This window comes from Glaciecola sp. G7-5, from assembly GCF_055808975.1.
The window spans coordinates 5127320-5149258 of sequence record NZ_CM147892.1 but is presented as its reverse complement, the minus strand read 5'-3'; the positions used below and the strand labels follow the sequence as shown (position 1 = coordinate 5149258).

18 protein-coding genes are annotated in these 21939 nt (G+C 42.1%); 5 read left to right on the top strand and 13 right to left on the bottom strand.

The window, feature by feature from the left end; all coding sequences use genetic code 11:
• Positions 1-12: 12 nt before the first annotated feature.
• The 6 genes from AC0L6H_RS22610 to AC0L6H_RS22585 form a co-directional block, all read right to left on the bottom strand.
• Positions 13-1446, bottom strand: a complete 1434-nt coding sequence (locus AC0L6H_RS22610; RefSeq protein ID WP_473391747.1) for a divalent metal cation transporter — start codon at positions 1444-1446, stop codon at positions 13-15.
• 12 nt (positions 1447-1458) lie between these two features.
• Complete coding sequence (locus AC0L6H_RS22605; RefSeq protein WP_473391745.1) at positions 1459-2619, bottom strand: Gfo/Idh/MocA family protein; 1161 nt, start codon at positions 2617-2619, stop codon at positions 1459-1461.
• Positions 2620-2881: 262 nt separating this feature from the next.
• The gene (locus AC0L6H_RS22600) at positions 2882-3394 is read right to left on the bottom strand and encodes a MarR family winged helix-turn-helix transcriptional regulator (protein ID WP_473391744.1); all 513 of its coding nucleotides are present in this window, start codon (positions 3392-3394) and stop codon (positions 2882-2884) included.
• Positions 3395-3502: 108 nt separating this feature from the next.
• A complete protein-coding gene (locus tag AC0L6H_RS22595; protein WP_473391742.1) occupies positions 3503-3727 on the bottom strand; it encodes a hypothetical protein in 225 nt (74 codons plus the stop codon).
• 219 nt (positions 3728-3946) lie between these two features.
• Positions 3947-9427: an AAA domain-containing protein gene (locus AC0L6H_RS22590; RefSeq protein ID WP_473391741.1), complete on the bottom strand. Its 5481-nt coding sequence runs from the start codon at positions 9425-9427 to the stop codon at positions 3947-3949.
• The gene (locus AC0L6H_RS22585; protein WP_473391739.1) at positions 9424-10794 is read right to left on the bottom strand and encodes a M48 family metalloprotease; all 1371 of its coding nucleotides are present in this window, start codon (positions 10792-10794) and stop codon (positions 9424-9426) included. Before AC0L6H_RS22585 ends, AC0L6H_RS22590 begins: the two co-directional genes overlap by 4 nt.
• Before the next feature lie 189 nt (positions 10795-10983).
• On the opposite strand from AC0L6H_RS22585, the gene AC0L6H_RS22580 reads away from it, so the two are divergent.
• The 4 genes from AC0L6H_RS22580 to AC0L6H_RS22565 all read left to right on the top strand — a co-directional run bounded on the left by AC0L6H_RS22580 (position 10984) and on the right by AC0L6H_RS22565 (position 13970).
• Positions 10984-11508, top strand: a complete 525-nt coding sequence (locus AC0L6H_RS22580; protein WP_473391738.1) for a gamma carbonic anhydrase family protein — start codon at positions 10984-10986, stop codon at positions 11506-11508.
• Between the two features lie 51 nt (positions 11509-11559).
• Positions 11560-12231 (top strand): thiopurine S-methyltransferase, encoded by a 672-nt coding sequence (gene tmpT, locus AC0L6H_RS22575; RefSeq protein WP_473391737.1) that lies wholly within the window; start codon positions 11560-11562, stop codon positions 12229-12231.
• 13 nt (positions 12232-12244) lie between these two features.
• Positions 12245-12763, top strand: a complete 519-nt coding sequence (locus AC0L6H_RS22570; protein ID WP_473391735.1) for a GNAT family N-acetyltransferase — start codon at positions 12245-12247, stop codon at positions 12761-12763.
• Positions 12764-13106: 343 nt separating this feature from the next.
• Entirely contained in the window at positions 13107-13970 is an 864-nt protein-coding gene (locus tag AC0L6H_RS22565; RefSeq protein WP_473391734.1) for a delta-class carbonic anhydrase, read from the top strand.
• A 12-nt stretch (positions 13971-13982) separates the two neighbouring features.
• On the opposite strand, the gene AC0L6H_RS22560 is transcribed toward AC0L6H_RS22565, so the two are convergent.
• The 3 genes from AC0L6H_RS22560 to AC0L6H_RS22550 all read right to left on the bottom strand — a co-directional run bounded on the left by AC0L6H_RS22560 (position 13983) and on the right by AC0L6H_RS22550 (position 16997).
• Complete coding sequence (locus AC0L6H_RS22560) at positions 13983-14669, bottom strand: response regulator transcription factor (protein ID WP_473391733.1); 687 nt, start codon at positions 14667-14669, stop codon at positions 13983-13985.
• 11 nt (positions 14670-14680) lie between these two features.
• Positions 14681-16237 carry a sensor histidine kinase gene (locus AC0L6H_RS22555; protein ID WP_473391731.1) on the bottom strand — a complete coding sequence of 519 codons (1557 nt, stop codon included), beginning with the start codon at positions 16235-16237 and terminating at the stop codon, positions 14681-14683.
• A 166-nt stretch (positions 16238-16403) separates the two neighbouring features.
• The gene (locus tag AC0L6H_RS22550) at positions 16404-16997 is read right to left on the bottom strand and encodes an IMPACT family protein (protein ID WP_473391730.1); all 594 of its coding nucleotides are present in this window, start codon (positions 16995-16997) and stop codon (positions 16404-16406) included.
• Between the two features lie 152 nt (positions 16998-17149).
• Between AC0L6H_RS22550 and AC0L6H_RS22545 the strand changes: the two genes are divergently transcribed.
• Complete coding sequence (locus tag AC0L6H_RS22545) at positions 17150-17995, top strand: RDD family protein (protein ID WP_473391729.1); 846 nt, start codon at positions 17150-17152, stop codon at positions 17993-17995.
• A 38-nt stretch (positions 17996-18033) separates the two neighbouring features.
• Here the strand turns inward: AC0L6H_RS22545 and AC0L6H_RS22540 are convergent, their stop codons facing one another.
• The 4 genes from AC0L6H_RS22540 to AC0L6H_RS22525 form a co-directional block, all read right to left on the bottom strand.
• Positions 18034-19410: an amidohydrolase family protein gene (locus AC0L6H_RS22540; protein ID WP_473391728.1), complete on the bottom strand. Its 1377-nt coding sequence runs from the start codon at positions 19408-19410 to the stop codon at positions 18034-18036.
• A gap of 40 nt (positions 19411-19450) precedes the next feature.
• Positions 19451-19621 carry an SEC-C metal-binding domain-containing protein gene (locus AC0L6H_RS22535; protein WP_473391726.1) on the bottom strand — a complete coding sequence of 57 codons (171 nt, stop codon included), beginning with the start codon at positions 19619-19621 and terminating at the stop codon, positions 19451-19453.
• 93 nt (positions 19622-19714) lie between these two features.
• The gene (locus tag AC0L6H_RS22530) at positions 19715-20848 is read right to left on the bottom strand and encodes an MbnH family di-heme enzyme (RefSeq protein ID WP_473391725.1); all 1134 of its coding nucleotides are present in this window, start codon (positions 20846-20848) and stop codon (positions 19715-19717) included.
• Complete coding sequence (locus AC0L6H_RS22525) at positions 20845-21759, bottom strand: MbnP family copper-binding protein (RefSeq protein ID WP_473391724.1); 915 nt, start codon at positions 21757-21759, stop codon at positions 20845-20847. The genes AC0L6H_RS22530 and AC0L6H_RS22525 overlap by 4 nt, the downstream gene beginning before the upstream one ends.
• Positions 21760-21939: the final 180 nt, after the last annotated feature.

Here is a 21939-nt window from a genome sequence, read left to right as displayed (position 1 = left end):
GTCCTACCTCAATTATCTAAATTGGACATACAATGAATAAGCGACACTGGATATAACCGTCACGATACATATCATCATCGCGAGATTAAATAGGTGTCGTTTTGCCCCTTGTGGCCGCGCATTACCCATATACGCTTCGTTATTATGTAATAAGGCCCATCCGATATAAGCAATAGGTAAAAGAATTCCACAAATAGCAGATGTAGGTAAGACAACGTAAGCACCCATCGTTGACCATACAAACACACCTAATACAGCTGGCGTTGGTGAAAGCAAGGCAAGTTTGTACTTAAAGCTTCCTTCTTGCCATCCAAACATCGCCGCGGCCGCTGAACCACAACACAACATGTGCATAACTAACGAGCCTACTGCCATGCCCAATATCCCAAAAGCAAAAATGAGCCTACTTGTGACTTCATCAAGGCCAACAGACATAAACATTTTACCAGCTTGCGCAGGACTTAGTTTTCCTTGTATATCCATATCGGACCCAAAGAAAGCGCCTGCTGCCGCAATACTGATTAAACTTGTTACCACTATATAAGGGATGACCAAGCCAAAGCCTATATCGTAGCGAGACAACTCCACATGATGGGGCGTCCATCTTTTATGTAATAGAGTATAGCCATAAATAAAGGTCATATTGATACCCACGGCGCTGCCAAGTGCGGCCATCATCGTTGTCACACCCTGTGCAGTCTGAGGAAGTGAAGTGGGGATGTATCCTGCCGCAACTGCCGTCCAATTAATTTTATCGTTTAAGGAAGCGCTTATGACAACCCAGGCAAATGCACAAATGATTAAAGCACTCAATATTTTTATTCCAGTTTCGAATATTTTTACCGCATTACTATTTGTTGTTGGTTTGTTTTGTTGAGTATCTAATTGCTCTCCATACTTCCAAGCGGTAAACGCACATCCGGCCCAAACTAAAATCGCAAGACCTAAAAGGTAGATATCTCTTGCGCTAGCATTATCTTGCTCAATAGCAAAGCCGCTAGATACCACAATTATTTCTTCTAACATCCCGGCGCTTAAGGGATAGTGCGCAAAACCCCAAATGATACTGGAAGCAAAGGCAGCCAGCGCCCAAGCCCAAGCTAAACCTGGGTTTAGGTATTTTTTCATGGAATCAAAAGGTGCTTTTTGGCTATGTAGTGTTTGATGCGAAAGTGCAAATAACATTATGCATCCAATTATCATGGATACGGGTTGTACCCATAAATACTCGTAACCAAATAGAGCACCAATACTTAGCGATGTTACGGCACTCCCGCCTCCCAAGGTCATTGCCCCTTGTAACCAGCCCGGGCCACTTAAGGCTAGGTATTTGGGGATGCGCGCATACCACGGTTTACACGAAAGACCTTGCAGTAATTGTATCTCTTGTTGTAAATGCGCATCATTCGTTTCGAACGAAGTTTCTTGACTACTACTTGTATTCATAACAGACCCTAGTTAGCGATAAGATTGACTCATATCTATTTTTGCGCTTTGGTTGGATTTTTTACGCAGAGAAGAGGCCGCAATTTTGTCGTCTAGGACTTTTTGATAAAGGGCTCTGTCTAATGGTAATTTTATTGCTGAATCATGCCATGTGGATAAGAGCATTCCATTGGCTAGGTCGAGTGAAGCCAGGCCCATTTCAGCGGGTACCATTAAAGGTTTGTCGTGCAAAATGGCATCAACAAAATTGTTCATGATTATCGCGTGTTGATTAACCGATTCATCTACTATAACTTCATTAGTCTTACTATTAGGCGCGCCAAACATATTATCTGTCGTTTCGCTAAACACTTTGGTACTTTGACTATTTATTGTCAGGCTAATTTGGCCCGAGTCAAAATGAATACTCCCGCAATCACCAACAATATCGAGACGGTTTACACCCGGAGATTCGCCTGAACTTGCCATGAACAAACCGGTAGCTCCGTTAGGGTAGCGCATGTAGGCACTGACTTCGTCTTCTACTTCGATATTGTGATACTTGCCAAACTCACAAAACGCTCGGACTTGATTTGGCATTGTGCAAATCCACTGGAATATATCTAAATTGTGAATGCATTGATTGACTAATAAACCGCCGCCTTCACCCCGCCAAGTTGCCCGCCAATCACTCACTTGAAAATAAATTTCTGGACGAAACCAATTGCTCATGGTCCAGTGTGTCCGCTTAATTTCACCTAGCACACCACTATCAACAATTTGTTTTATTTTTACATACTTAGGATCGGTGCGCTGATTTAGCATTAACGCAAATTTGCAATTAGCGCCAGCAGATTGAATTAGCTTTTCGCCCTGGTATGAAGAAAGTGCTATTGGCTTTTCTAACATGACATGAACATTTTTGACTAGCGCATATTGAGCGATATCAAAATGAGAATAGGTTGGCGTTGCAATAAGAACTGCATCGACCAAACCGGAGTCTATCAAAGCCCGGTAATCAGAATAATGTTCGGCATCTATTTGTTCGTTTACATCGCTCTTATTGCGGCTGCAAATAGCTGTAATTTGACAGTTTGAAACAGCATTAGAAGTAATATTTGCTATGTGTTGCTGAGCGATGTTACCTAAGCCAATAATACCAATTCTTACCACCTCGGCGATGGGTTTACTCATAAATCTGCTTCCATTTGTTATCACTTTTACTTCGTTTTGATAACAGAATGTAAACGAATTACAATAGTAATTCAAATAAAAGCACTCAAAAATAACAAATAACGGTCACTGGCAGTCAAATAGTGTCACGTTTTGCAGAAAACTCTTTCTCATCGTCATTCTTTTGGGCTGAGCAATAGGCAAGCTTGGAGGGGAGTCAGCGCTCTTTTAAGGATTAACTATTTTCATTTTGGCGGACGGTAAGGACTTTAGACTAAATGCGTTAAGACTTTTTCTTTTTTGTTTTTTTCTTTTTGTTGCTTTGCGACAGGTATTTTTGCAAGAAGGCTATAAAGTTAAGTTGTTCTTCTTCGTCAAATACTGACACTATCTTGCTCTGTGCTTTGACGTGTTCGGTCAAGACTTCTTCTGCAAGCTTTAAGCCTTTTTTAGTGAGGGCGACGATAATACTGCGTTTGTCTTCTTTTTTTGATGTGCGCTTAACTAAGCCCTTTTTCTCAAGCTTGTCGATGCGGGTTGTCATGGTGCCAGATGTGATTTGCATCTGCGCAAGCAGCTCTTTAGGCGATAGGGCATAAGGTTCGCCCGCACGCAACAGGGTTGATAGCACATCAAAGCCTGCATCGTTCAGCTTGTATGCTTGGAAGGTTAGCGAAAGTTCCTCGTTTATCTGTTTACTCGCCTGCAATAGCCTGTCTAATAAGGCCATTGGCATAGTATTCAAATTAGGCTTTTGATTTTCCCATTGTTTGATTTTTGTTTCAATATCATCCATTTATACGGGCACCTATCCACTAGTATGACAACCAGTATCTACAATAGCTGATTTTTATGACGGTTCGATGACCTACGTCAATTAATCAACAAAAAGCGGCACATCGATTTACTTTTTAGCTTTTTTCTTGGCTTTTTTTGTATCTTTACTTTCACTGCTAGGCTTAGCTTCTTTCGAAACTTTACCTTCTTTTTGTTTCTGTTCTTCGATGAGCTTTTTACGCTTTGTAATATCGGCACCAAGTATTTCTTCTACGTTTTTACGTCCAATGTAGGTAACTGGAGAATATGGGTGTTTTCTTTTAAATAATTTCTTAATTGATTTAAAATTCATAATGGCTTGTATGAGCCTCCTGTAAAGTTGTAGCCTTATGAGCTACGCAAGTAATTTTGTTATGCTTAAAATCTTCTAGTGAAAACTATATTAGCTTGTCTACACTATTCATTAGCGCCCTACACTACAAGAATATTGTCTTGATGTCAAGATAATATTCTTGTGTGTCAATGGATACGTGCTTCTGTTGGATTAATTTGAAGTTTTATTGCTACAGTATTATTGCTCTTTATAGCCTTTTCGGGTTTTTTCTAGTATTAGCTTGTTAAGTTCACGTTTGCAGCGATCACTTGTATCGAAAGATTTAGTGATGGTTTGTCCTTTACTACCTACGCGGCCATATTGCACCACAATATCTAAGTTCTGCTGGGCGATACGCCAAAACTTATTAGATTTACCTTGATTGAATATAAAGCTTTGGAAGTCCTGATTCTGCGCATTTTCTTGTGCGTCATCTTCTTGCACTACTTCAGGTTCGCTGCTTGGCATTTCAATTGAGGGTAGGGCAATGTTGTTAAACAGTTCCTCTTCGCTAATTTCTTTGTTTGCTGAGGTCGAAGTTAAGGCATGTTCTATGTTATTTAACACATCCTTAGGGGAGTTTTGCCATGCATAAGAACTTACATCAATAACATTCCAACCGAATGCGCGCAATATATTTGGTTTAAACACAAAGCGCTCAAATACGTGGCTTTCGGCATCATCGATAGTATGGTCTAGCAATATACCTAAGGCGTAGTTGCCGGTGTTTGGGTCAACGATGGCGAGGTCGACTCTAAACTGCGCACTGCCAACATATTCTTCTACTTGGTAGGCTTTTTCTCGCAATGCTATTACCAACGCTTCTCGCAGACTGTCTTTGGGAGCTTTGGCGTTGAATATATTAAGCCCTTTAGGATTAACGCTTGAAAGCGCTATTTTCCCTGCTTCTATATTGCCCTGACTGCGTGCTTGAGCAAAGGCCAAAAAGGTGCGCAAGGCAAATGCGCCATCGTTATGGGTGTTGGTGATTGCTGTTGGGTTTATACTTGATACCACAACCATGTGCTTGCGCGCACGGCTGAAGATTACGTTTAAGCGTTTTTCTCCGCCGCGCTGATTAATGGGGCCAAAGTTCATTAGCATTTTGCCACTGGGGCCTGGCGCATAACAGATACTTAGAATAATGATGTCGCGCTCATCTCCTTGCACATTTTCTAAGTTTTTAACGAACAGTCCGTTGAATTGTTCATTGTCTTCGCGGACATACTCTTCTTCAAGCAGATTAGAAAATACCGAATCGCTTTGTGCTAGGCTTTCAAGTGCTTCTTCAATGCAGTTTTGCTGTGCTTCAGAAAAGGCAACAATGCCGATACTCATGCCATTTTCTTGAAGCAAGAGTTCGCGCACGAGATTCGCTATTGCGTCAGCCTCAGCTTGATTACTGCGCGCCTCATACACGCCTTTTTCAATAAAATGATAGCTAATAGGTGTAGCAAGAAGGCTTGCGGCGCTCGCCTTATCATCATCACCTAAAGCGCTTTCATTTATTGCGGCTAGGCTTTGTTCCTCAGGCTTATCATTGCTTGGCGTGCTTTCACTGAAAACGCGCTGGTCTGGTATTGTCACCAATTTCCCATCATAAAAGGCCGCGTTAGAGAAACTAATTAACGATTCTGAACGACTGCGGTAGTGCCAGGCTAGAAGAGTGGCGGGCAAGTGTCTTGCAGCTTGAGCTAATAAGCTATCTGCATCTAGCAATAAGCTCACCACTTCGCCGTCTTCGCTAACCTCTATTTCTTGGTCGTCATCATCTGCGCTAGATGAAAAGAAACTGGTGGGTGGTAATTGCATTTCGTCACCCACTACGATTAATTGAGGGGCGCGGCACAAGGCTGGTATGCCATCTTCTACCGGGATCTGGCTGGCTTCATCAAATATAACGACATCAAAAAGATCTGGCTTAAGCGGTAAAGTGTCAGAAACCGACAAGGGGCTCATTAGCCAAATAGGCTTTAAATCACTAACCACAGCACCTGTGTCGTCACTGGCCATATCACGAATAGAGCGGTAGCGCATTGACTTGCCAAATTCGTGTTCTACCTCACGCCTGCCATTACTATATAGCTTTTTAAACGCCGCTTCTTGATCATTTAACTGGCTTGTTGATAAGGTAGAGTGACGAACATGATCGTTAAACAATTGATGCCTATTAGCATTAATAAGCTGCGCATTTTGCTTTAACAATATTTCTCTGGCTTTGGCACTGCGCTGGGTGTGACTGGCCAAAGTTTGAATGTCAAAACGCTTAAGTTCAGGGTGTTTTTGCAAAGCTTGTTTTAGTGCTTCATCTGTTATTAAGGCTTCCATTTCCAGCACACTTGCCTGCACATTTCTAACAACATATGCTGATTTTTCTTCTAGCTCAAAACACCCGCGCAAAAGCGGCAACAATATCGGGAGGTCGTCAAGGGATTCACGCATGTCTCTAAACGACTCCTGAATGCACTCAAAAGGCATTGAGTGATGTTCGCTATCAAATAAGTGCGGTATTAAATTGTTTAGGCTTTCAATATCATTTGCGCGCTTAGCTAAATCCTTAATTAGCGTTTGCTGAGCGTCAGCAAAAAACAAAGCCTGAATACTGGGGTTTGCACTTTGTTTAATTTCGTCGCACAAGACGAGTAAGTCTGGCGCTGAGCTTGTTTCAAGGTAGCTTTCGGTTTCGCTGCGCAGCTTGGCAAGGTTCGCTTGTTCATCGTACAAATGCTTGAGCTTTTCAAGTACGCTAGTGATACTTGGTTTAACCGCATGCTGGCTGAAGTTGTAACGCGCATGCATTGTCTTTTTTAAGGCGCGCCATGAGCTATTAAAAAAGCTAAAAAATGAACCTTCTTTTTGTTTAGCGAGTTCAAGCGCATGATGCGTGTCTTCTTTAGACAGAGCTGCTTGCCAATACTTCGTAGCCTCTTGTTTCTCAGTAATTAGTTTTTCTTGCTGCTTAATATGAACAAGGTCTTTTTTGAGTGTAATGGCAAGGCTTGATGACTCATCGAGCAAAGCTAGTTTATTGACTAAGTTTAGCGCTACAGCGCGCTGTGCCAGCAAACATAGAGCTTGAATATCTGACAGTGAATAATTTTCCTCAAACGTATCAACAATCGGGTCAATGCTAGTTGCAATGCTGTCGCTAATACGTTCAGCTTTTTCTGTATATTCATTGATGACATGAAACGCACGCTCGTTGTTTACTGCTTCAGCACTGAGTTTACTGAATACAAAATTAGCTAAACAAGTTTGGCTAAAATGCTCATTCAAGGCCATTTCAATGTGCTTAGCGACACTCATTGCCTCTTGCCAATCCTTTATTGTGGGCAAGCGCTCACGCAAGCTAGTAGAGTATTCTTGGCTAAGTTCAGGAAGGTCTAGCTGTTGCCTTATAAGATCTCGAATACTATGCGCATTTTGTGCCGACAACTGCCCTAACAAGGATTCAAAAATCTGTATTTCGCTAAAGTTCTCACTAAAGGCACTTAAAGTACGGCTACGTAGGGCGTCTACTTGTTCGTGCTGTGAGTGACTTTCAAACCATTGTTCGTACACGGCTTTTAAGTCATGAATAAAGGGCTTTTTATCTTCTTGAATGTCGTGAATAATGCAGGCAAGTTTTTCTAGCCCCGCTAATTTGAGTCGGTTAAATACGACATCGAGTGCAGCGCGTTTTTCGCACACAAATAGCACGCGTTTTCCTCTTGCTGCATAGTCGGCAATTAGGTTGGTGATAGTTTGTGATTTACCCGTCCCTGGTGGCCCTTGAATAATAAAGCTTATTCCCTCGCGGGCAAGCGCGACCGCTTGGTCTTGGGTTATATCTGAGGGCACCACATTCCACTGTTGTTCTACCGCTAGTGCATTGGGCAGGGCTTTTGCTGCTTCTTTTGGTTTAATTGAAAATAGCCGGTCTAAAGAATCTAGTTCAAAGGACTGTTCAATAAGGGCGTTATAATCACGCACCAATGACATTTTTTTATAGTTAAAGTTGGCTAAGGTCACTTCAGCAAGGTCTATATCCCAGCTGTATTTTCCTTTATCTTCTTTGGCTAATGCGTAGGTAAGTGACTGAGCTTGGGCCTTCCCTGACATGTAGTCAGGGCGCGATTTTTTCACAGAGCCCAAGGCGCTGTTTTGTGGCAAGGCGGCTACTTCAATGTATTTTTCAAAAATAGCGCGGCCTAATGGCTCGTATTTGTCGCTGTCATAACTAAATTGGGGAATACCCAAGGGATTGTAAGTGCGTTTTGTGCGCCGTTTCTCGAATTTTCGTAGGCGTTTAATCGCGCGCTGATGAATCAATTGAATTGACGGTTGGTTTGATAAGGCCAATGATACGTCAGGTTCGGTCATTGCAATCTGCGTTGCAAGGTGCTGATGTAAATCGGCGACTGATTGCTCTGTTAAGTCTATTTGTTCGGGCAGGTCAATGTCGTAAAGCTGCTTTAGGTAGTGGCGCAGTGCTGGATTAATTTCAGCGATGGGTTCAAGGCTTTGCAGCAGGTACTGATCCCTTACGCCTTTTTTCTTTTTTAAATCTACGTTGAGCCACAAAAGCGGTGAGCAAATCTTTTCGCTGTTACTGTCTTTCGCGCTACTATCTTTTAGGTTGTACCAATTCAAAAAACCAATGACTAAACGCAGACTGCTAAAGCCGTATTCGGCTCTGTCGCGCCGAGACTGCGAAATTAAACGGTCGATGACAGACGGTAAATAAGGCTGGTCTTCAAAGCGTAGCCATTGCCCTAAGGCTTGCGCTTTTCCTGATAGCACAGATTTAGCAAAGCGCCCACCCCACGTACACAGTTGATCCTTACGAATAGATTCTATCCGCATCACCAAAGGGACGCTGGCAACAGTCAAATTCACGCTACTTTGATTTGCTTTAAAATGCACAAGGCGATTGCGCCGAGAAAGGTCAAATAAGCGGTCTCTTAAATTGCTTAATACAGCAACGCGTCGCTCTGGCACCTCAGGCACTTTATCGATGAGTTGTTGGGCATTAAATCGTCCTTGTTGGTCGCGATAGTTTTCTAAGCGCAAAGCCAACAAATTCATATCGCTCTCGCGATCATGACGATTTAAATGCGTCATCTCTTCAATTAGTGTGGCGATTGCTGGGTGTAAATTTGCATTGAGCCTATACAGGTTGCGGCGGTTTAAGGTAAAGCGCTGTAAGTCTTCTTTTTCTGTGAAATCAAGCTGGCAAGCACAGGCCGCGATAATAAGGCCTAATTGAAAAACATCGGTAAGGGGGTCGTGATGTTCAAAGGTCGTTTCCCACGATTTATAATCAAGCAGATAGCTTGGTTTACTAAGTGGGCCATTTTCGGTATTTACGTTTAAATCTTGTAGTTCCCCAGTGTCATTTTCGTCAGTAAGTAGCGCTAGGTCGCCAACTACATTCAGCGCAGAGTCGCCTGCAGGCTGAATACTCAATAGTTTGGCGTGATTGTTTTTTATCGCTATGCCTTCACTCACGAGCAAAGATAGACTGCCCGATTCATCTTCAACAATGTATTTAGGGTGCACATTAGCCACCTTACCTTGTTCATGTAAGTTGGCTAATTCCCGCATCAGGGGCACAAACATATGCAGCAAATCACTTTCAGGGAGGGCGCCTGTTAGGGACAACATAAGCTGGTCTAGTGTTTTATTACTGTAGCTCATGGGCTTACTTCCTTGTGCGCCTTGCCGATGAGTTTGTCTATCTTTGTTTTTGGTAATTTTAGGATGCTTTTTAAACATTCTCGGTAACGCTCGCGCCACTGTAGTTTTTGCATAATATCGGCGCCAGCAATTAAGACTTCTTCAGTTTGTTCTTTGTCGGCATGGGCAATATCAAAAAGCAAGGCAATGAAATAGTCTTTAGTGCTATCTTCAAATTCGAGTGCATTGAGTGTACTAATAAACTCGTCTTCATCTGATATGGTGCTTTGTGCTTCTTCTGCAGAGCTTTCTACTACCGCGGGTTGTGCGTCAACAATTGCATTTTCGGGCATTTCAAAGATTTGATTGCCTTTATTGCTTGTATTTCCTAGCTGCCATTTTGGAAAAAAACCTTGCACTTGGGTTAGTACCATTATCGATGCAAAGCGCGATTCATCGAGTACGTAGTGAAAAAATGCCTTGCTTAGTTTAGTCAGCTTTGTTTGGTCAAGCAGATCTAAACAATGGATGTTAATAGGGCCTTTTAATTTTGCTTCTAGCCATTGTTCTAAATTGTCTTCGTTTGTTCGCCATTTTTGCATTAACAAAGCGCGCAAATATAACTCAGGGTGGCTGCTTGCATCTGAAATATCACCCTTTTCGTCTAGCTCTTTTGCCTGCTGCAAAAAAGAAGTGGGGTCAACATTTCGCAAACCAGTCATGACTTTGATTAACACAGCGATGCTGTATTTTTCATCTTGGGCCGCAATTACGCCCCCTCGATCGGCAAAGGTTTCGGTATTTAGAGCATAAATACGGGCTGATTCATAAAGTGCGTTGTTGTAAGGAGCTTTAGCAACCGAATCTTCAAGTACTTGCTGGGCAATTAAATAGCGGCTGTCTTGCATTGACCATAGCAGGTAGTGTGACAGTTCGTGGCCAAGTATCGCAAGCACTTCATTATCGCTTAACTTATCGAGCAAGGGGCCATAAAAGGCAATATGGACTTCGTTTGGTACATAAAAAAGCGCGGCGTTCATAGCGCCGTCGTTGGCTTGATATAGAGTGACAGGCGCTGTAATACCCAAACGCTGCATCGCTAAATGACACAATTGATAGACCGTGTCATGAGATTCGGGACTAAGGCGATAGGTATTTTTAAGTAGCGCGTCGCGCGTGTCTGCAAAGCTTTTTTCAAGTACTTTTAAGTCAGAAAACCATTCCCACACTTTTGGCTCATGTGTTTCAAAGTGCTCGCATATCGCATCGTGATATGGCAAAGCTTGCAAGCGCGCTAATACAAGATTACTGTCGTTTTGTATTCCATCTTCTTGTTCAAGCTGGGGGGCTGACGCCAACGAGGGTTTTGCTGAATCGGGGTCTGACATGCTTTGCTACTTCTCCATATTTAAAGCCTTTTCTATAATGCCGTATATTGCTTATAAATCAAGAAAATCACAGTCACAAAAAAACATGCCTCAAGAGAGGGCTGTTTGAGCAAAGTCTTATTTAATTTGTTAGCATTAATCTTGACCGATAAGTAAACTGTAAAAAACATAATATGAAAAGGACGCAAAATGATTTATCAATTAGGTGAGCATAAAGTGAATCTGCATGAAAGTGCTTATGTTGCACCAAGCGCGCAAGTTATGGGGAAAGTTACCCTACATAAAGGCGCTAGTGTTTGGTTTAATGCTGTAATAAGAGGGGACTGCGACCCAATCGTGGTTGGTGAAAATAGTAATGTACAAGATGGCTCGGTCTTGCATACTGATTATGGCTTTCCTATGACGATTGGCAAGGGAGTGACAATAGGTCATAAAGTGATGCTACATGGCTGTGAAATTGATGATTATTCCCTCATCGGTATTAACGCTGTAATCTTAAATGGCGCAAAAATTGGTAAACATTGTGTTATTGGTGCGAATGCCTTGATTACTGAAAACATGGTTGTACCCGACCGCAGTGTGGTGATGGGTTCACCCGGTAAAGTGGTTAAACAAGTGAGTGATGAACAGGCTAAAATGCTTGAGAAATCTTCGCAGCATTACGTTAAAAATGCACTTTACTTTAGCGAAAACCTAAGTGTTCAAGACGCATAGACAGGCTTTTGTTAGCTATAAAATATACTATAAAAAAGTGAGCTTATTAGAATGGAAGCAGATTTTTGGCATCGACGATGGCACAAAAACGAAATAGGGTTTCATGAAACAGACGGTAGCCATTTACTTAAAACTTTCTTTAGCAAGTTGAAACTCTCTCAAGGAGCCCGCGTGTTTGTGCCCTTATGTGGCAAAACACGGGATATTGCTTGGTTATTAGCGCAAGGCTATGATGTGGTAGGAATTGAGCTAAACGAATCGGCGGTGATACAGTTATTTCAAGAGTTAGGCCTTTCTCCAATGGCTACAAAAATAGATGGCAGTAATCCGCTTGCGCATTTTCACCACACCTTTGAAAATGGTCTTACCATTGATATTTATCAAGGCGATTTCTTTGTTTTAAACAAACAAACCCTTGGTCCTATAGATGCCGTTTATGATCGCGCAGCTCTAGTTGCACTGCCCCGCGAAATGCGTATTAGGTATACGCAACATTTGCAAAGCATTACGGCCCGCTGCCAACAATTACTAATCAGTTTCCACTATGCCGATGGCGTGCTTAAAGGTCCGCCTCACAGCGTCAGCGAAGACGAAATAACGCAGCATTATCAATCTCAATATGCCATTGAACCACTATACTACGAAAAAATAGATGGCGGTTTTAGAGGGGAGACTAATGTGTTTGAGACTGCATATTATTTGCAACCCTTGCATACCAAGTAAGAGCAGATTAAACATGGAATTGGTCAAGCCTGATACTCAATATGAAGCTAGTTACCGTGCCTATATTCGTGAATTAGGTGATGAGGAACGCTATCCCTATCCAATGGACTTAGCATTTGAAAACTTTACCGCCTTGGTTGAATTACTCAATGGGTTTTCAAAGGGTGAGGGTTTATTTCCTAACATGGTTCCTAACACCACCTTCTGGTTGGTAGAAAAAGCTGAGATAATTGGCGTGTCGCATTTGCGACATCGCTTAAATACATCATTGCGCCACATGGGCGGTCATATTGGTTTGGGTATAAGACCTAAATATCGAGGCCAAGGCTTGAGCAAAAAACTCCTCATGCTGACCATTAACGAAGCTTTTAAAAAAGACATAATGCAATTGCATATCCATTGCTATAAAGGCAATAAGGCCTCTTCGCGAATGATTGTAAGTTGTGGTGGTTATTTAGAATCTGAGCTATTGAGCGATCCCCAAAATGAACAATCCGAGGTAGTACAGCGTTATTACGTCGATAGATCTTGATCTAAACTAAGGTCTTCAATACCACCGTCCCGCTTAGTGCTTTGTATTTTAGTTTGTTGTTCCCCGCAACTTGAAGCTGTATAGCTTAGAATAAACAGCAAAAAACCGTTTTTAATCTTATTTTAATGTTCGCGCAAAGTCTTTTTTAGTTTACTTCTCTACACTTCTCCTGTGAGTTTAGCCATCAGCTTAGCTGCAATTTTATTGCTTGGCAGTTCTCGCTGTTACAAGAACAGAAATATTAAAACCAATGACCGGTTAACGAGTAGCCTAAGCGGATATAAATGAGTAATCGTTGACCACAGTAAGCAAAGCTTGTTGTTTAACCCTACAGAGGATCTATATGAAAAAGTTTACTTTCAGCAAATTAGCTATTTCGTCGTCAATTGCGGCAGCGATGTTGGTTTGTGCATCACCTGCAATGTCCACAAATGTCAGCGATGAGCTGATTGCAAAACATCGTGCTGCGCTTGAATTGAACACCAACGGGAAAGGATTTGGGCCGCAGTCTCCTAGAGATATTGATTCTAAATCAGGTAGCAATAAGCGCTTATTTGGCTTTGCTGCGCCTTCAACGCAAATGAATTTATGCAATATCCATTTCCACAAAAATGCAGAACACAAGGGTGGTGAGTTTACTACCTACGCGGGCAACGGAGATGGTAAGGGCTATTTAACCGGTTTTAAATATGACGGTCACTTGTCGGCGTCTGGAACTAAGCAGCTAAACAAAAATGTCTGTGCAGGTAAAGGCCGTTCATTATTGGCCGGTGACACTATCGAACTGCACTATGTGTATACCTCTAATGACATCGTGCCAGGCCCAACACTTGGCGCATGTTTAGCAGATAGCTCTATGAATCCAGGTTTACGTGTAGAAGGTCAAGTATTCGTGCTAGTCAACGATGACGATGCTTTGAATTTTAAAGACCTAACCAAGGTTGAAAAGCGTAATGGTTATTATCAAGCTGTCAATATCCCAAACAATACCGGTACACCGGTTGAGTACCTTGGCTCTACAACGGGCCCTTCTTTCAACGAAACAGCATCACCCCTAAAGGTAAGCTGGAGTGTAAGACCGGAGGTTGCGAAAGTAGATATTAGCTCGGTAGGCGAATGGTGTGAGAGTAATGAGTTTAACGAAGACCACGCTCACGGTGTCAGAAACCTCGTGATGAACGAGAAACTACTTTCACCCATTAATTAAAAACTGTCTAATTTACGCTTGGGCGATTGAGCCCAAGCGATAACCATTGCCTCGCAAGGTTTGAATCGCGATATCTCCATCGGCGTCTAAGCGCTTTCTCAAACGGCTAATATACACATCTACAATATTCGTATTTGGGTCACTATATGTTTGCCACACTCGGCTCAAAATCCTCTCTCGAGATAGCACTTTATTTTTATTTTCGAGTAAATACTGAAGTAATTCGTATTCAATTTTGGTTAAACCCAGCTCAAGCCCATTTAACTTAGCCACACGCTCATCAAGTAGGAGTTCTAAACTTGAAAGCTTTAGTGAGTTTAGGTTGTTTGTAGTTTGTTGGGTAACTCGCCTTTTTAAGGCAAGGACACGTGCAAGCAATTCATCAAAATCGAAAGGTTTGCATAAGTAATCATCTGCGCCTTCTTGCAAGCCTTTCACTCTTTCGTTAACTTCATCGAGTGCGGTGAGCATTAAAATCATTGGTGGATTGGGTAGCTTTTTTAATGCCGGAACAATAGACACGCTATCTTCATCACCAAACATTCTGTCGAGCACCAAAATATTAGAGGAATGCTTTTTAACATATGGCAACACTTCATGTAATTGATGAAGCGTAGCGCATTCATAACCTTCCGTTTTTAGACCTTTCTCTAAAAAACGTAAGAGTGGCAGTTCATCATCGGCTATTAATATTTTCATGTGTATTCTTCTTATATGTTTTCGATGGGCAAAGAAACCGTAAATGTAGTTCCGTCACCTTGCACCGAATTCACACTAATAGCCCCCTTATGAGCTTCAATTATTGCTTTAGCTATAGGCAGACCAAGACCGACCCCTTCATTGTGCTTGCTGAAACGCACAAAACGCTCAAATATGTTCTCAATTTCTGCGCCAGAAATACCTTCGCCAGTATCAGCGACGGATATATTGATGTGTTTGGCTGTGTAGGTCACCGATATCTCAATCGCTTCACCTTTCGCTGAATATTTGTTTGCGTTGTCGAGTAAAATCGAAAATACCTGCTCTATTCTGGGCTTATCGATCCTAACTTTGGTCAGCGTATTTTTAACATTGGCATTGACGATGATATTGCGGTGTTCACAAAGTTTGCGCCATTTGGCAGCCTCTGACAAAATAATGGGCTCGATGTCCATGCTCGACAACTCTAGGTGTAATTCTGTCATTTCAGCTCTTGTAAGTAGCAGTAAACCATCAACTAAATGACTTAAGTTAATCGCCTGATTGAGTATTACTTGTAATGTTTCTTTGTATTCGTCCTCTGAAATAGACTTTACGCGCAACGTGACCTGCGCCTCGCCTCTGATGATGGTCAAAGGCGTTCGCAATTCGTGAGACACATCAGCAATAAATTGTCGGCGACGAGAATCGATTTTGGTCAGTTGCAAATTAGCTTGGGTTAATTCGCTGGTGCGTTGTTCAACCTGAAACTCTAAGTCCTTTCGAGAGCGAACTTCTTTTGCTTCGTGCTCTTGCAAACGCTTGGCAAGTTGATTTATTGATGTTGCTAATTGTTGAAACTCACTGTCGAGCTTATCAGATATTGGTTTGCGATAGTCACCACTGGCAATAGTATTGGTGGCCTGTTGAATAAGTACAAGTGGCTGGTAGAGTTGATTAAATAGCCAATAACACGCATAGCCAATAAGCGGCACCACTAACATTCCTAAAATCAATGTAAACCAAACGATGGCTGTGTTTAAGGCATTTATCCTTGCATTGATATTACCTACTACTCTACTTTGCCGGATTTCTGCTGTGTTAATCGCTTCTCTAAATTCGTTGTCGATACTTTCTTCTAGCAGATTGCGCAAATTCTGTTTTTGCGCAATGGGCACATTACTACCGTTGTCTACAATGACCTGAAACTCATTAATAATTGAAGTGATCAGAGACTCAAGTTCGTCGGTGTCCTCTATAGTACCGAGTGTAATATCTTCGCCTAAGGCTTCTCGTTGCTTAATTTCTAAGCGTCGAATGTTCTTTATGGCATCAGCTATTTTTGCTTGCTTTTTACGCACATTGGCCTGATTCGCATTTTTACCGAATATAATTTCATCGGTAAGCTGCTTAAAAAGCCGGTAAGAGGTACTTGATAACTGTTGATGTTGACTTAACAAAGACTGAGCAATGGAACTTTGCTCTAGGTTCTGCCTGGTCAGGTGTGCAGATATTGCGGTACACGCAAGTGCGACGATTAAAATAAACGCCGTACCCAATCCAAAAAGGAAGAGCTTTTTCTTATACATCTATACAATCGCCCATAGCTAACTTCCAATAATTTAGTAAAAATTAGGTCGCCAAGTAAGAATACGAAGATATTCTTAGGCTGCAATCTATCTACAACACTGCCTATTAAGAAGATCACATTGCTAGATTCACAAGCGAGCATGACTATCTACATAAATTAGAGGTTCATGTTTTAATGAACCATTGATTGAGCTCACACTGTTGTTGCAGGTTTGGCAGATTTGCATTGGGTATTTCAATTGTAATCGTTACTTTTGATTGATACTCACAGTTAAGCACATTACCTTGTTGTTGACTAAGCACATGGCGAACATGCTGCTCTTGTGCAAAGCTACACTCGAGCGTTACTTTGCAGTAGGGAATAAATAAGTCTATTTCGGCGCTGTCCATGACTTGCTGGGCCGCTGCCGAATATGCACGAACTAAGCCTCCTGCACCAAGCTTAACCCCGCCGAAATATCGTACAACGACCAACATAACATTACCGACCTTATTATGTTGCAACACGTTCAAAATAGGCTTGCCAGCCGTGCCAGAAGGTTCGCCATCATCTGAGGCGGCCATACTGATAGGCTGAAAAGGTGAACCCAATAGGTAGGCCCAGCAGTAATGACGAGCATCGGGATATTGGCGTTTAATTGGAGAAAGCGTTTCAAGTGCTTTGTCGCGCGTTTTTGCGCTAGCGCAAATGCCAATAAACTGACTTCGCTTCACTTCGTATGTGACACTGTTGGGTTGGCGTAAACTATAATAGTCCATGTATGATTATATTTTCATTAGTTTGGTTTGATTATACATTCATATGTTACCTTGCATTTTTTCCGCCAATATTTTTTCACGTCTGATAAAGACAAATTCTTTTGGCTAGCATATGATAAATATTAATCGATTCCGCCCATAAGCACCATGTTATGTCTGAGCCATTAAGCCAATCTGAAACTAAAGAAGTTGTGACGCCTTATGCGTTTACAGTATCCCCCCATTTATTGGGTAAACCACTTGCTGGGCCCACAAGGCGTGGTTTCGCTATATTTATTGATATTTTTTTGATCACTGTTCTTAGTACAATTAGCGCATTTATCTTCGCGATTTTTGTTGCTCTTACTTTTTTTCGTGCTGATATAAAGCTTAAACAAAACGCGCAAAGTAACAATAAAGACGGCTGGCATTATACACGACTCGTTTTACGAGGCAGCGGTGCTATTATCGTCTTTTTTATTGCTTATTTAGTTGTGCATGGCTACGACGATGGCAGCGGTGGTGTGGCTAATCAGAGCGACGATGTGACCCAAGAATCTAGCTCCCAATATGCAGAAAACGCCAACGATACTTATATTGATGTTTCAACAATATCTGAGCCAGAAACAAAGAGTATAGATAGTCTTGTTGCTTGGGTTGAGGCGATTATGTCAGATTTAGGTTTAGGCTTGGGCTGGGCTGCATTGTATTTTAGCGTATTTACGGCATGGGCCAATGGCCAAACTATTGGTAAAAAAATGTGTGGTATTAGAGTCGTAAAGCTTGATGGAAATATACCAAATTTATGGGAAAGCTTTGGCCGATATGGCGGATATGGTGCTGGGTTTGCCACAGGGCTTTTGGGGTTTTTACAATTGTACTGGGATCCTAACCGTCAGGCCATTCAAGACAAGATCTCTGAAACCTTAGTTTTGCGCATCCAAAAACCTAAGAAAGTGAAAAAAGCAAAGCATCAAAACGAAGCACTGAAGAAGAAATTAATGAGGGTCCAGATCTAGGCTGAACCCTGTATCAAAGTGTTAATTTAATAAGTGTATTATTGGTCGCTTGTGGCGATTGAGTTTTGTTTATAAATTTTCCCGCCCTTCATCACCAAGTCTACGTCTTGTAGCAAATTTATGTAGCGCAATACATCGCCTTTCACGGCAATAATGTCAGCATATTTACCAGCGGTCACGGTACCGGTTTTATCACTGACTTTCATTAGTACCGAGGGCCAATAGGTCGCTGCACGTATTGTGTCCATTGGGGAGATATCCATTTCATTTACCCATACCGCAAGCTCATTCCAAGTACTTTGGCAATGAAATTTGGTAGGAATGCCGCTGTCAGTGCCAACTAATAAAACTACCCCAGATTCTTTCAACTGTTCAATTTTTCGCTTTAACGTTGGTTTGCGCAAGGGAGTTAGCTGCATATATTCGAGTTCTCCTACGTTTTGCAAAGAAGCGCGAATATCTTTTATCGTGCTAGGCTCAAGTCCTCTGTGCCAGCATTTGTTATCTAAACGCTCTGGGTTGGCAACGGTTAGCTCGTAATTCCACAGACCTTCTACAGTAGGTGTCCAATATAATGGTCCGCCAGCAACGCGACCCTTGGCAGTGCGTTCTTTAAGCAAACGCATCACGTCGTCTGGAAATTCAGGGGCTGTTGTGAGTCCGGTGTGCTCAAAGTTATCAACGCCTATTTCCAGACCTCGTCTTATTTCGTCAGGTTTATGAGAATGAGCAACCACAACCAAGTTACGCTCATGAGCTTGGTCAACGATAGCTTGTGCAACCTCTAGTTCCATCATGTCGTGGTCAATTAATTTGATGATATCAACACCGGCATCGGCGAGCTTATTGACTTTGTTTTTGGCATCTCTAACACTGTCAACACCCCAACGATAATGGTCTGTACCGGGGTAGGGTTTATGCTGTAAAAAAGGACCTGAAACATAGAGACGCGGACCAGGTATCTCACCCTTTTCTATTTGTCGCTTAATTGTCATTGAGTCTTCCAGAGGAGCGCCTAGGTCTCGTACGCTAGTAATACCGGAAAGAAGGAGCTGCTCGGCGCTTGCAGGCATAATTTCGCTAGCTAATTTTGAAGTGTACTCTTTGCGCCAATGCTCATAATCCGCATGCCCAGTGAGCATGAGATGGGCATGACTTTCCCATAAACCAGGCAGTACATCCATGCCTTCGGTTGAAACAATATCGTAACCACTTGGCACTTGTAGTGTATCTACTGTACCTACTTTTTCAATAATACCGTCTTTTACGAGTATGACACTATTGGCCAGGGGTTGGTGTCCAAAACCATCAATGAGGCGTCCGCCAACGAGTGCTGTTTGCTGCGCACTGGCTAGTGTGACAAGGACCAAGTTTAGTATGGCAATTGATGATAAAACCCTAGATATTTTCGACATAAGATGAACTCCTAATTATTATTTTTATGTTGGCGTTGATTTACTTTGAGCAGCACTTCTTATACTTTTTGCCACTTCCACACGGACATGGATCGTTGCGTCCTATTTTCGCGCCTTGCCTTACAATCGGTATTTGTGCTTCGTGATGATGATTGCAACCTGGACCATGCACATGCCCGTCGTGTTCATGATTGTCGTGTTCGTTACTCATTGTTGTTCCTTAGCTATTGTTTATTGGTGTCATATTAGGTGATAAAGGTAAAACAAAACCTAACAAATGAAAAGCAAGTAAATCTACTCTGATTTAATTTACCTTTGGTGGGTTGATGGGCGCATGATTTTCAGTTTTATTTATAAAGGTCTCGTCACTTAAGCTATGCAAAAAAGCCAGTAGGTCGTTTATTTCTTGAGGACTTAGAGTAAAGCCTGTCATAAACTGGCTTTTTAGCGGACTTACAATGCCGGCTCCTCTGCCACCTTCAGCATAGAATGCGATAACCTCTGCTAAGCTGGCAATACTGCCGTCGTGCATATAGGGGGCGGTTAGGGCAATATTACGAAGCGTAGGAGCTTTAAAACGTCCCATATCGTCTGGATTTAAGCTCACACTCATTAGGCCTTGGTCTGTATCTGGATAACTGCCTTTGCCGTCAGTATTATACAAACCGGTATTATGAAATGGACGCAAATCAAGTGGTTGGAACTCATGTTTACTGGATTGCGTGAAGTTAAAGCCGCCATGACAGTGAAAACATTCGGTTCGTTCTGAAAAAAACAATTCTAAGCCTCTTAATGCAGCTTCACTGAGGGCCCCATCTTGATTCCGATAGGCGTAGTCGTCAAATGGAGAGTCAAAAGAGGTTAGCGAGCGCACAAAACTAGCTATGGCTTTGACGACGCGATCTAGCGTGATTTCAGGATCACCAAAAGCTTGTTCAAATAAAGCTTGATAATCGCTGGTTTCAAAGCGTTTTAAAACCTCATTATGCTTGCCGCTTAAACCCATTTCTACTGGGGCCTCGCTGAATAGGGGGATTAACATTTGTTGTTCAATGCTGGCTATATTATTGTGTGCCCAAGTAAAGTCACTATTGTAGGCTATATTTACTAGGGCAAGCGCATTTCGCTGTAATAGTTGGCCATGGGATCCAGAAGAACGAGCGCGTGGTTCACTAAAAGCATGTTCAATTTGGTGGCACGTACTACATGACATTGCGCGATTGCCAGACAAGGCCGGTTCGTAAAATAATGCCCTACCTAATGCCACTTTCGCAGTTGTCATCGGATTATCAGTCGGCACATTTGGAGCGGGTAGATGAGGCGGCAGGGACCATGAGTAGTTTTGAGTTTGTTGTTCTTTTGTACATGCTGTAATTAGCAGTGCAACCGTGACCAATAAGGCTTTAAATACAAGTGCAAATAAACTCTTTTGCATCATGGCGTTAATTTCGCATCAAGTGCTGAAAATATACCTTGTTCAGCTAAATTGGTTAGGAGAGCTTTACAACTTGCGTCTTGCGTAAGTGCGAACATGCAAGATGATGCCGTTGCAATATCAACATTGTGAAGTAGTGCCGCTATATCCACTTTTATATCTATATTATGGATTGAGTTTTCAATTAAGGCGAAATCTTTTGGTAGTGGGATTGTTATTGTAAAACGGTTAGGCATCGCACAAGCTGAACTTGGCGCGCGCAAGCTTGATTTGCTGTCACAGCCTAAACTTCCCAAATGAAATGCCCACTTCGCTAATGGTGTGCGCGAGGATATTGTCTCTATCGCATTATTCTTAGCATTTGGCTTTGGCTGCGTAAGTTGCTTGGCATCTAAGCGCAAGAATTTATGGCCAGCCTGCCAAGACCAAAACATTTCAGGTGCATTGAGGGGCGAAGCTTGGCTTAAAGGATTTAAATGGTTGCTTTCAAAAGGCACTGCCAATGTAAAACGAATTTGCTGGAGGCTGTTAAGCTTGCTGCTATCGATGAGCATGTTTACGCTATCGTTCGCTTTCAATGCAGCGCTTTTATTTTCACAGGTATTTGAAAACCATATCAAGGCTGTATTTTGGTTTTGCCAACTAGAAGAACTTAATGTGCCTGCTTGTTTTGCAAGTCTGTTAAATTGCAAATCAGACACAAAAAAGCCGAAGGTTTCTAATTGCCATTGTGCGTTTTTATGCTTAAAGATAAGATCGCATGGGATTGCTTCTTCTTGGTAATAAGGAATAAAGCGCAAATTTACTGAATACGTTGGTATCGCTTCTTTGGTCGGCTCGCACGCCGTTAAAAGCAAGAGACACGCTGCTCCAATCAGCCATGTTTTCGCTAAACATTCGCTTATATTGTGCATTGCATTTCCTATTTTATTTCGAAGCCTAAGCATTACTACGCCGCAAAAAAACATCCAAGATTAGTGCAATAAGTTATCACATTTTGCGTATATTATAAGTGATTACATTCGCGCAACAGACTTTCTTTGCTACACTAACTAAAGCGGCCTTTTCAAAAGACTAAGTATATCTGGGGTAAA

What these genes read in the sequence shown, in the direction of transcription:
- AC0L6H_RS22610 (WP_473391747.1), bottom strand. Translation starts at nt 1,446, where the DNA reads ATGAATACAAGTAGTAGTCAAGAAACTTCGTTCGAAACGAATGATGCG.
- AC0L6H_RS22605 (WP_473391745.1), bottom strand. Translation starts at nt 2,619, where the DNA reads ATGAGTAAACCCATCGCCGAGGTGGTAAGAATTGGTATTATTGGCTTA.
- AC0L6H_RS22600 (WP_473391744.1), bottom strand. Translation starts at nt 3,394, where the DNA reads ATGGATGATATTGAAACAAAAATCAAACAATGGGAAAATCAAAAGCCT.
- AC0L6H_RS22595 (WP_473391742.1), bottom strand. Translation starts at nt 3,727, where the DNA reads ATGAATTTTAAATCAATTAAGAAATTATTTAAAAGAAAACACCCATAT.
- AC0L6H_RS22590 (WP_473391741.1), bottom strand. Translation starts at nt 9,427, where the DNA reads ATGAGCTACAGTAATAAAACACTAGACCAGCTTATGTTGTCCCTAACA.
- AC0L6H_RS22585 (WP_473391739.1), bottom strand. Translation starts at nt 10,794, where the DNA reads ATGTCAGACCCCGATTCAGCAAAACCCTCGTTGGCGTCAGCCCCCCAG.
- AC0L6H_RS22580 (WP_473391738.1), top strand. Translation starts at nt 10,984, where the DNA reads ATGATTTATCAATTAGGTGAGCATAAAGTGAATCTGCATGAAAGTGCT.
- tmpT (WP_473391737.1), top strand. Translation starts at nt 11,560, where the DNA reads ATGGAAGCAGATTTTTGGCATCGACGATGGCACAAAAACGAAATAGGG.
- AC0L6H_RS22570 (WP_473391735.1), top strand. Translation starts at nt 12,245, where the DNA reads ATGGAATTGGTCAAGCCTGATACTCAATATGAAGCTAGTTACCGTGCC.
- AC0L6H_RS22565 (WP_473391734.1), top strand. Translation starts at nt 13,107, where the DNA reads ATGAAAAAGTTTACTTTCAGCAAATTAGCTATTTCGTCGTCAATTGCG.
- AC0L6H_RS22560 (WP_473391733.1), bottom strand. Translation starts at nt 14,669, where the DNA reads ATGAAAATATTAATAGCCGATGATGAACTGCCACTCTTACGTTTTTTA.
- AC0L6H_RS22555 (WP_473391731.1), bottom strand. Translation starts at nt 16,237, where the DNA reads ATGTATAAGAAAAAGCTCTTCCTTTTTGGATTGGGTACGGCGTTTATT.
- AC0L6H_RS22550 (WP_473391730.1), bottom strand. Translation starts at nt 16,997, where the DNA reads ATGGACTATTATAGTTTACGCCAACCCAACAGTGTCACATACGAAGTG.
- AC0L6H_RS22545 (WP_473391729.1), top strand. Translation starts at nt 17,150, where the DNA reads ATGTCTGAGCCATTAAGCCAATCTGAAACTAAAGAAGTTGTGACGCCT.
- AC0L6H_RS22540 (WP_473391728.1), bottom strand. Translation starts at nt 19,410, where the DNA reads ATGTCGAAAATATCTAGGGTTTTATCATCAATTGCCATACTAAACTTG.
- AC0L6H_RS22535 (WP_473391726.1), bottom strand. Translation starts at nt 19,621, where the DNA reads ATGAGTAACGAACACGACAATCATGAACACGACGGGCATGTGCATGGT.
- AC0L6H_RS22530 (WP_473391725.1), bottom strand. Translation starts at nt 20,848, where the DNA reads ATGATGCAAAAGAGTTTATTTGCACTTGTATTTAAAGCCTTATTGGTC.
- AC0L6H_RS22525 (WP_473391724.1), bottom strand. Translation starts at nt 21,759, where the DNA reads ATGCACAATATAAGCGAATGTTTAGCGAAAACATGGCTGATTGGAGCA.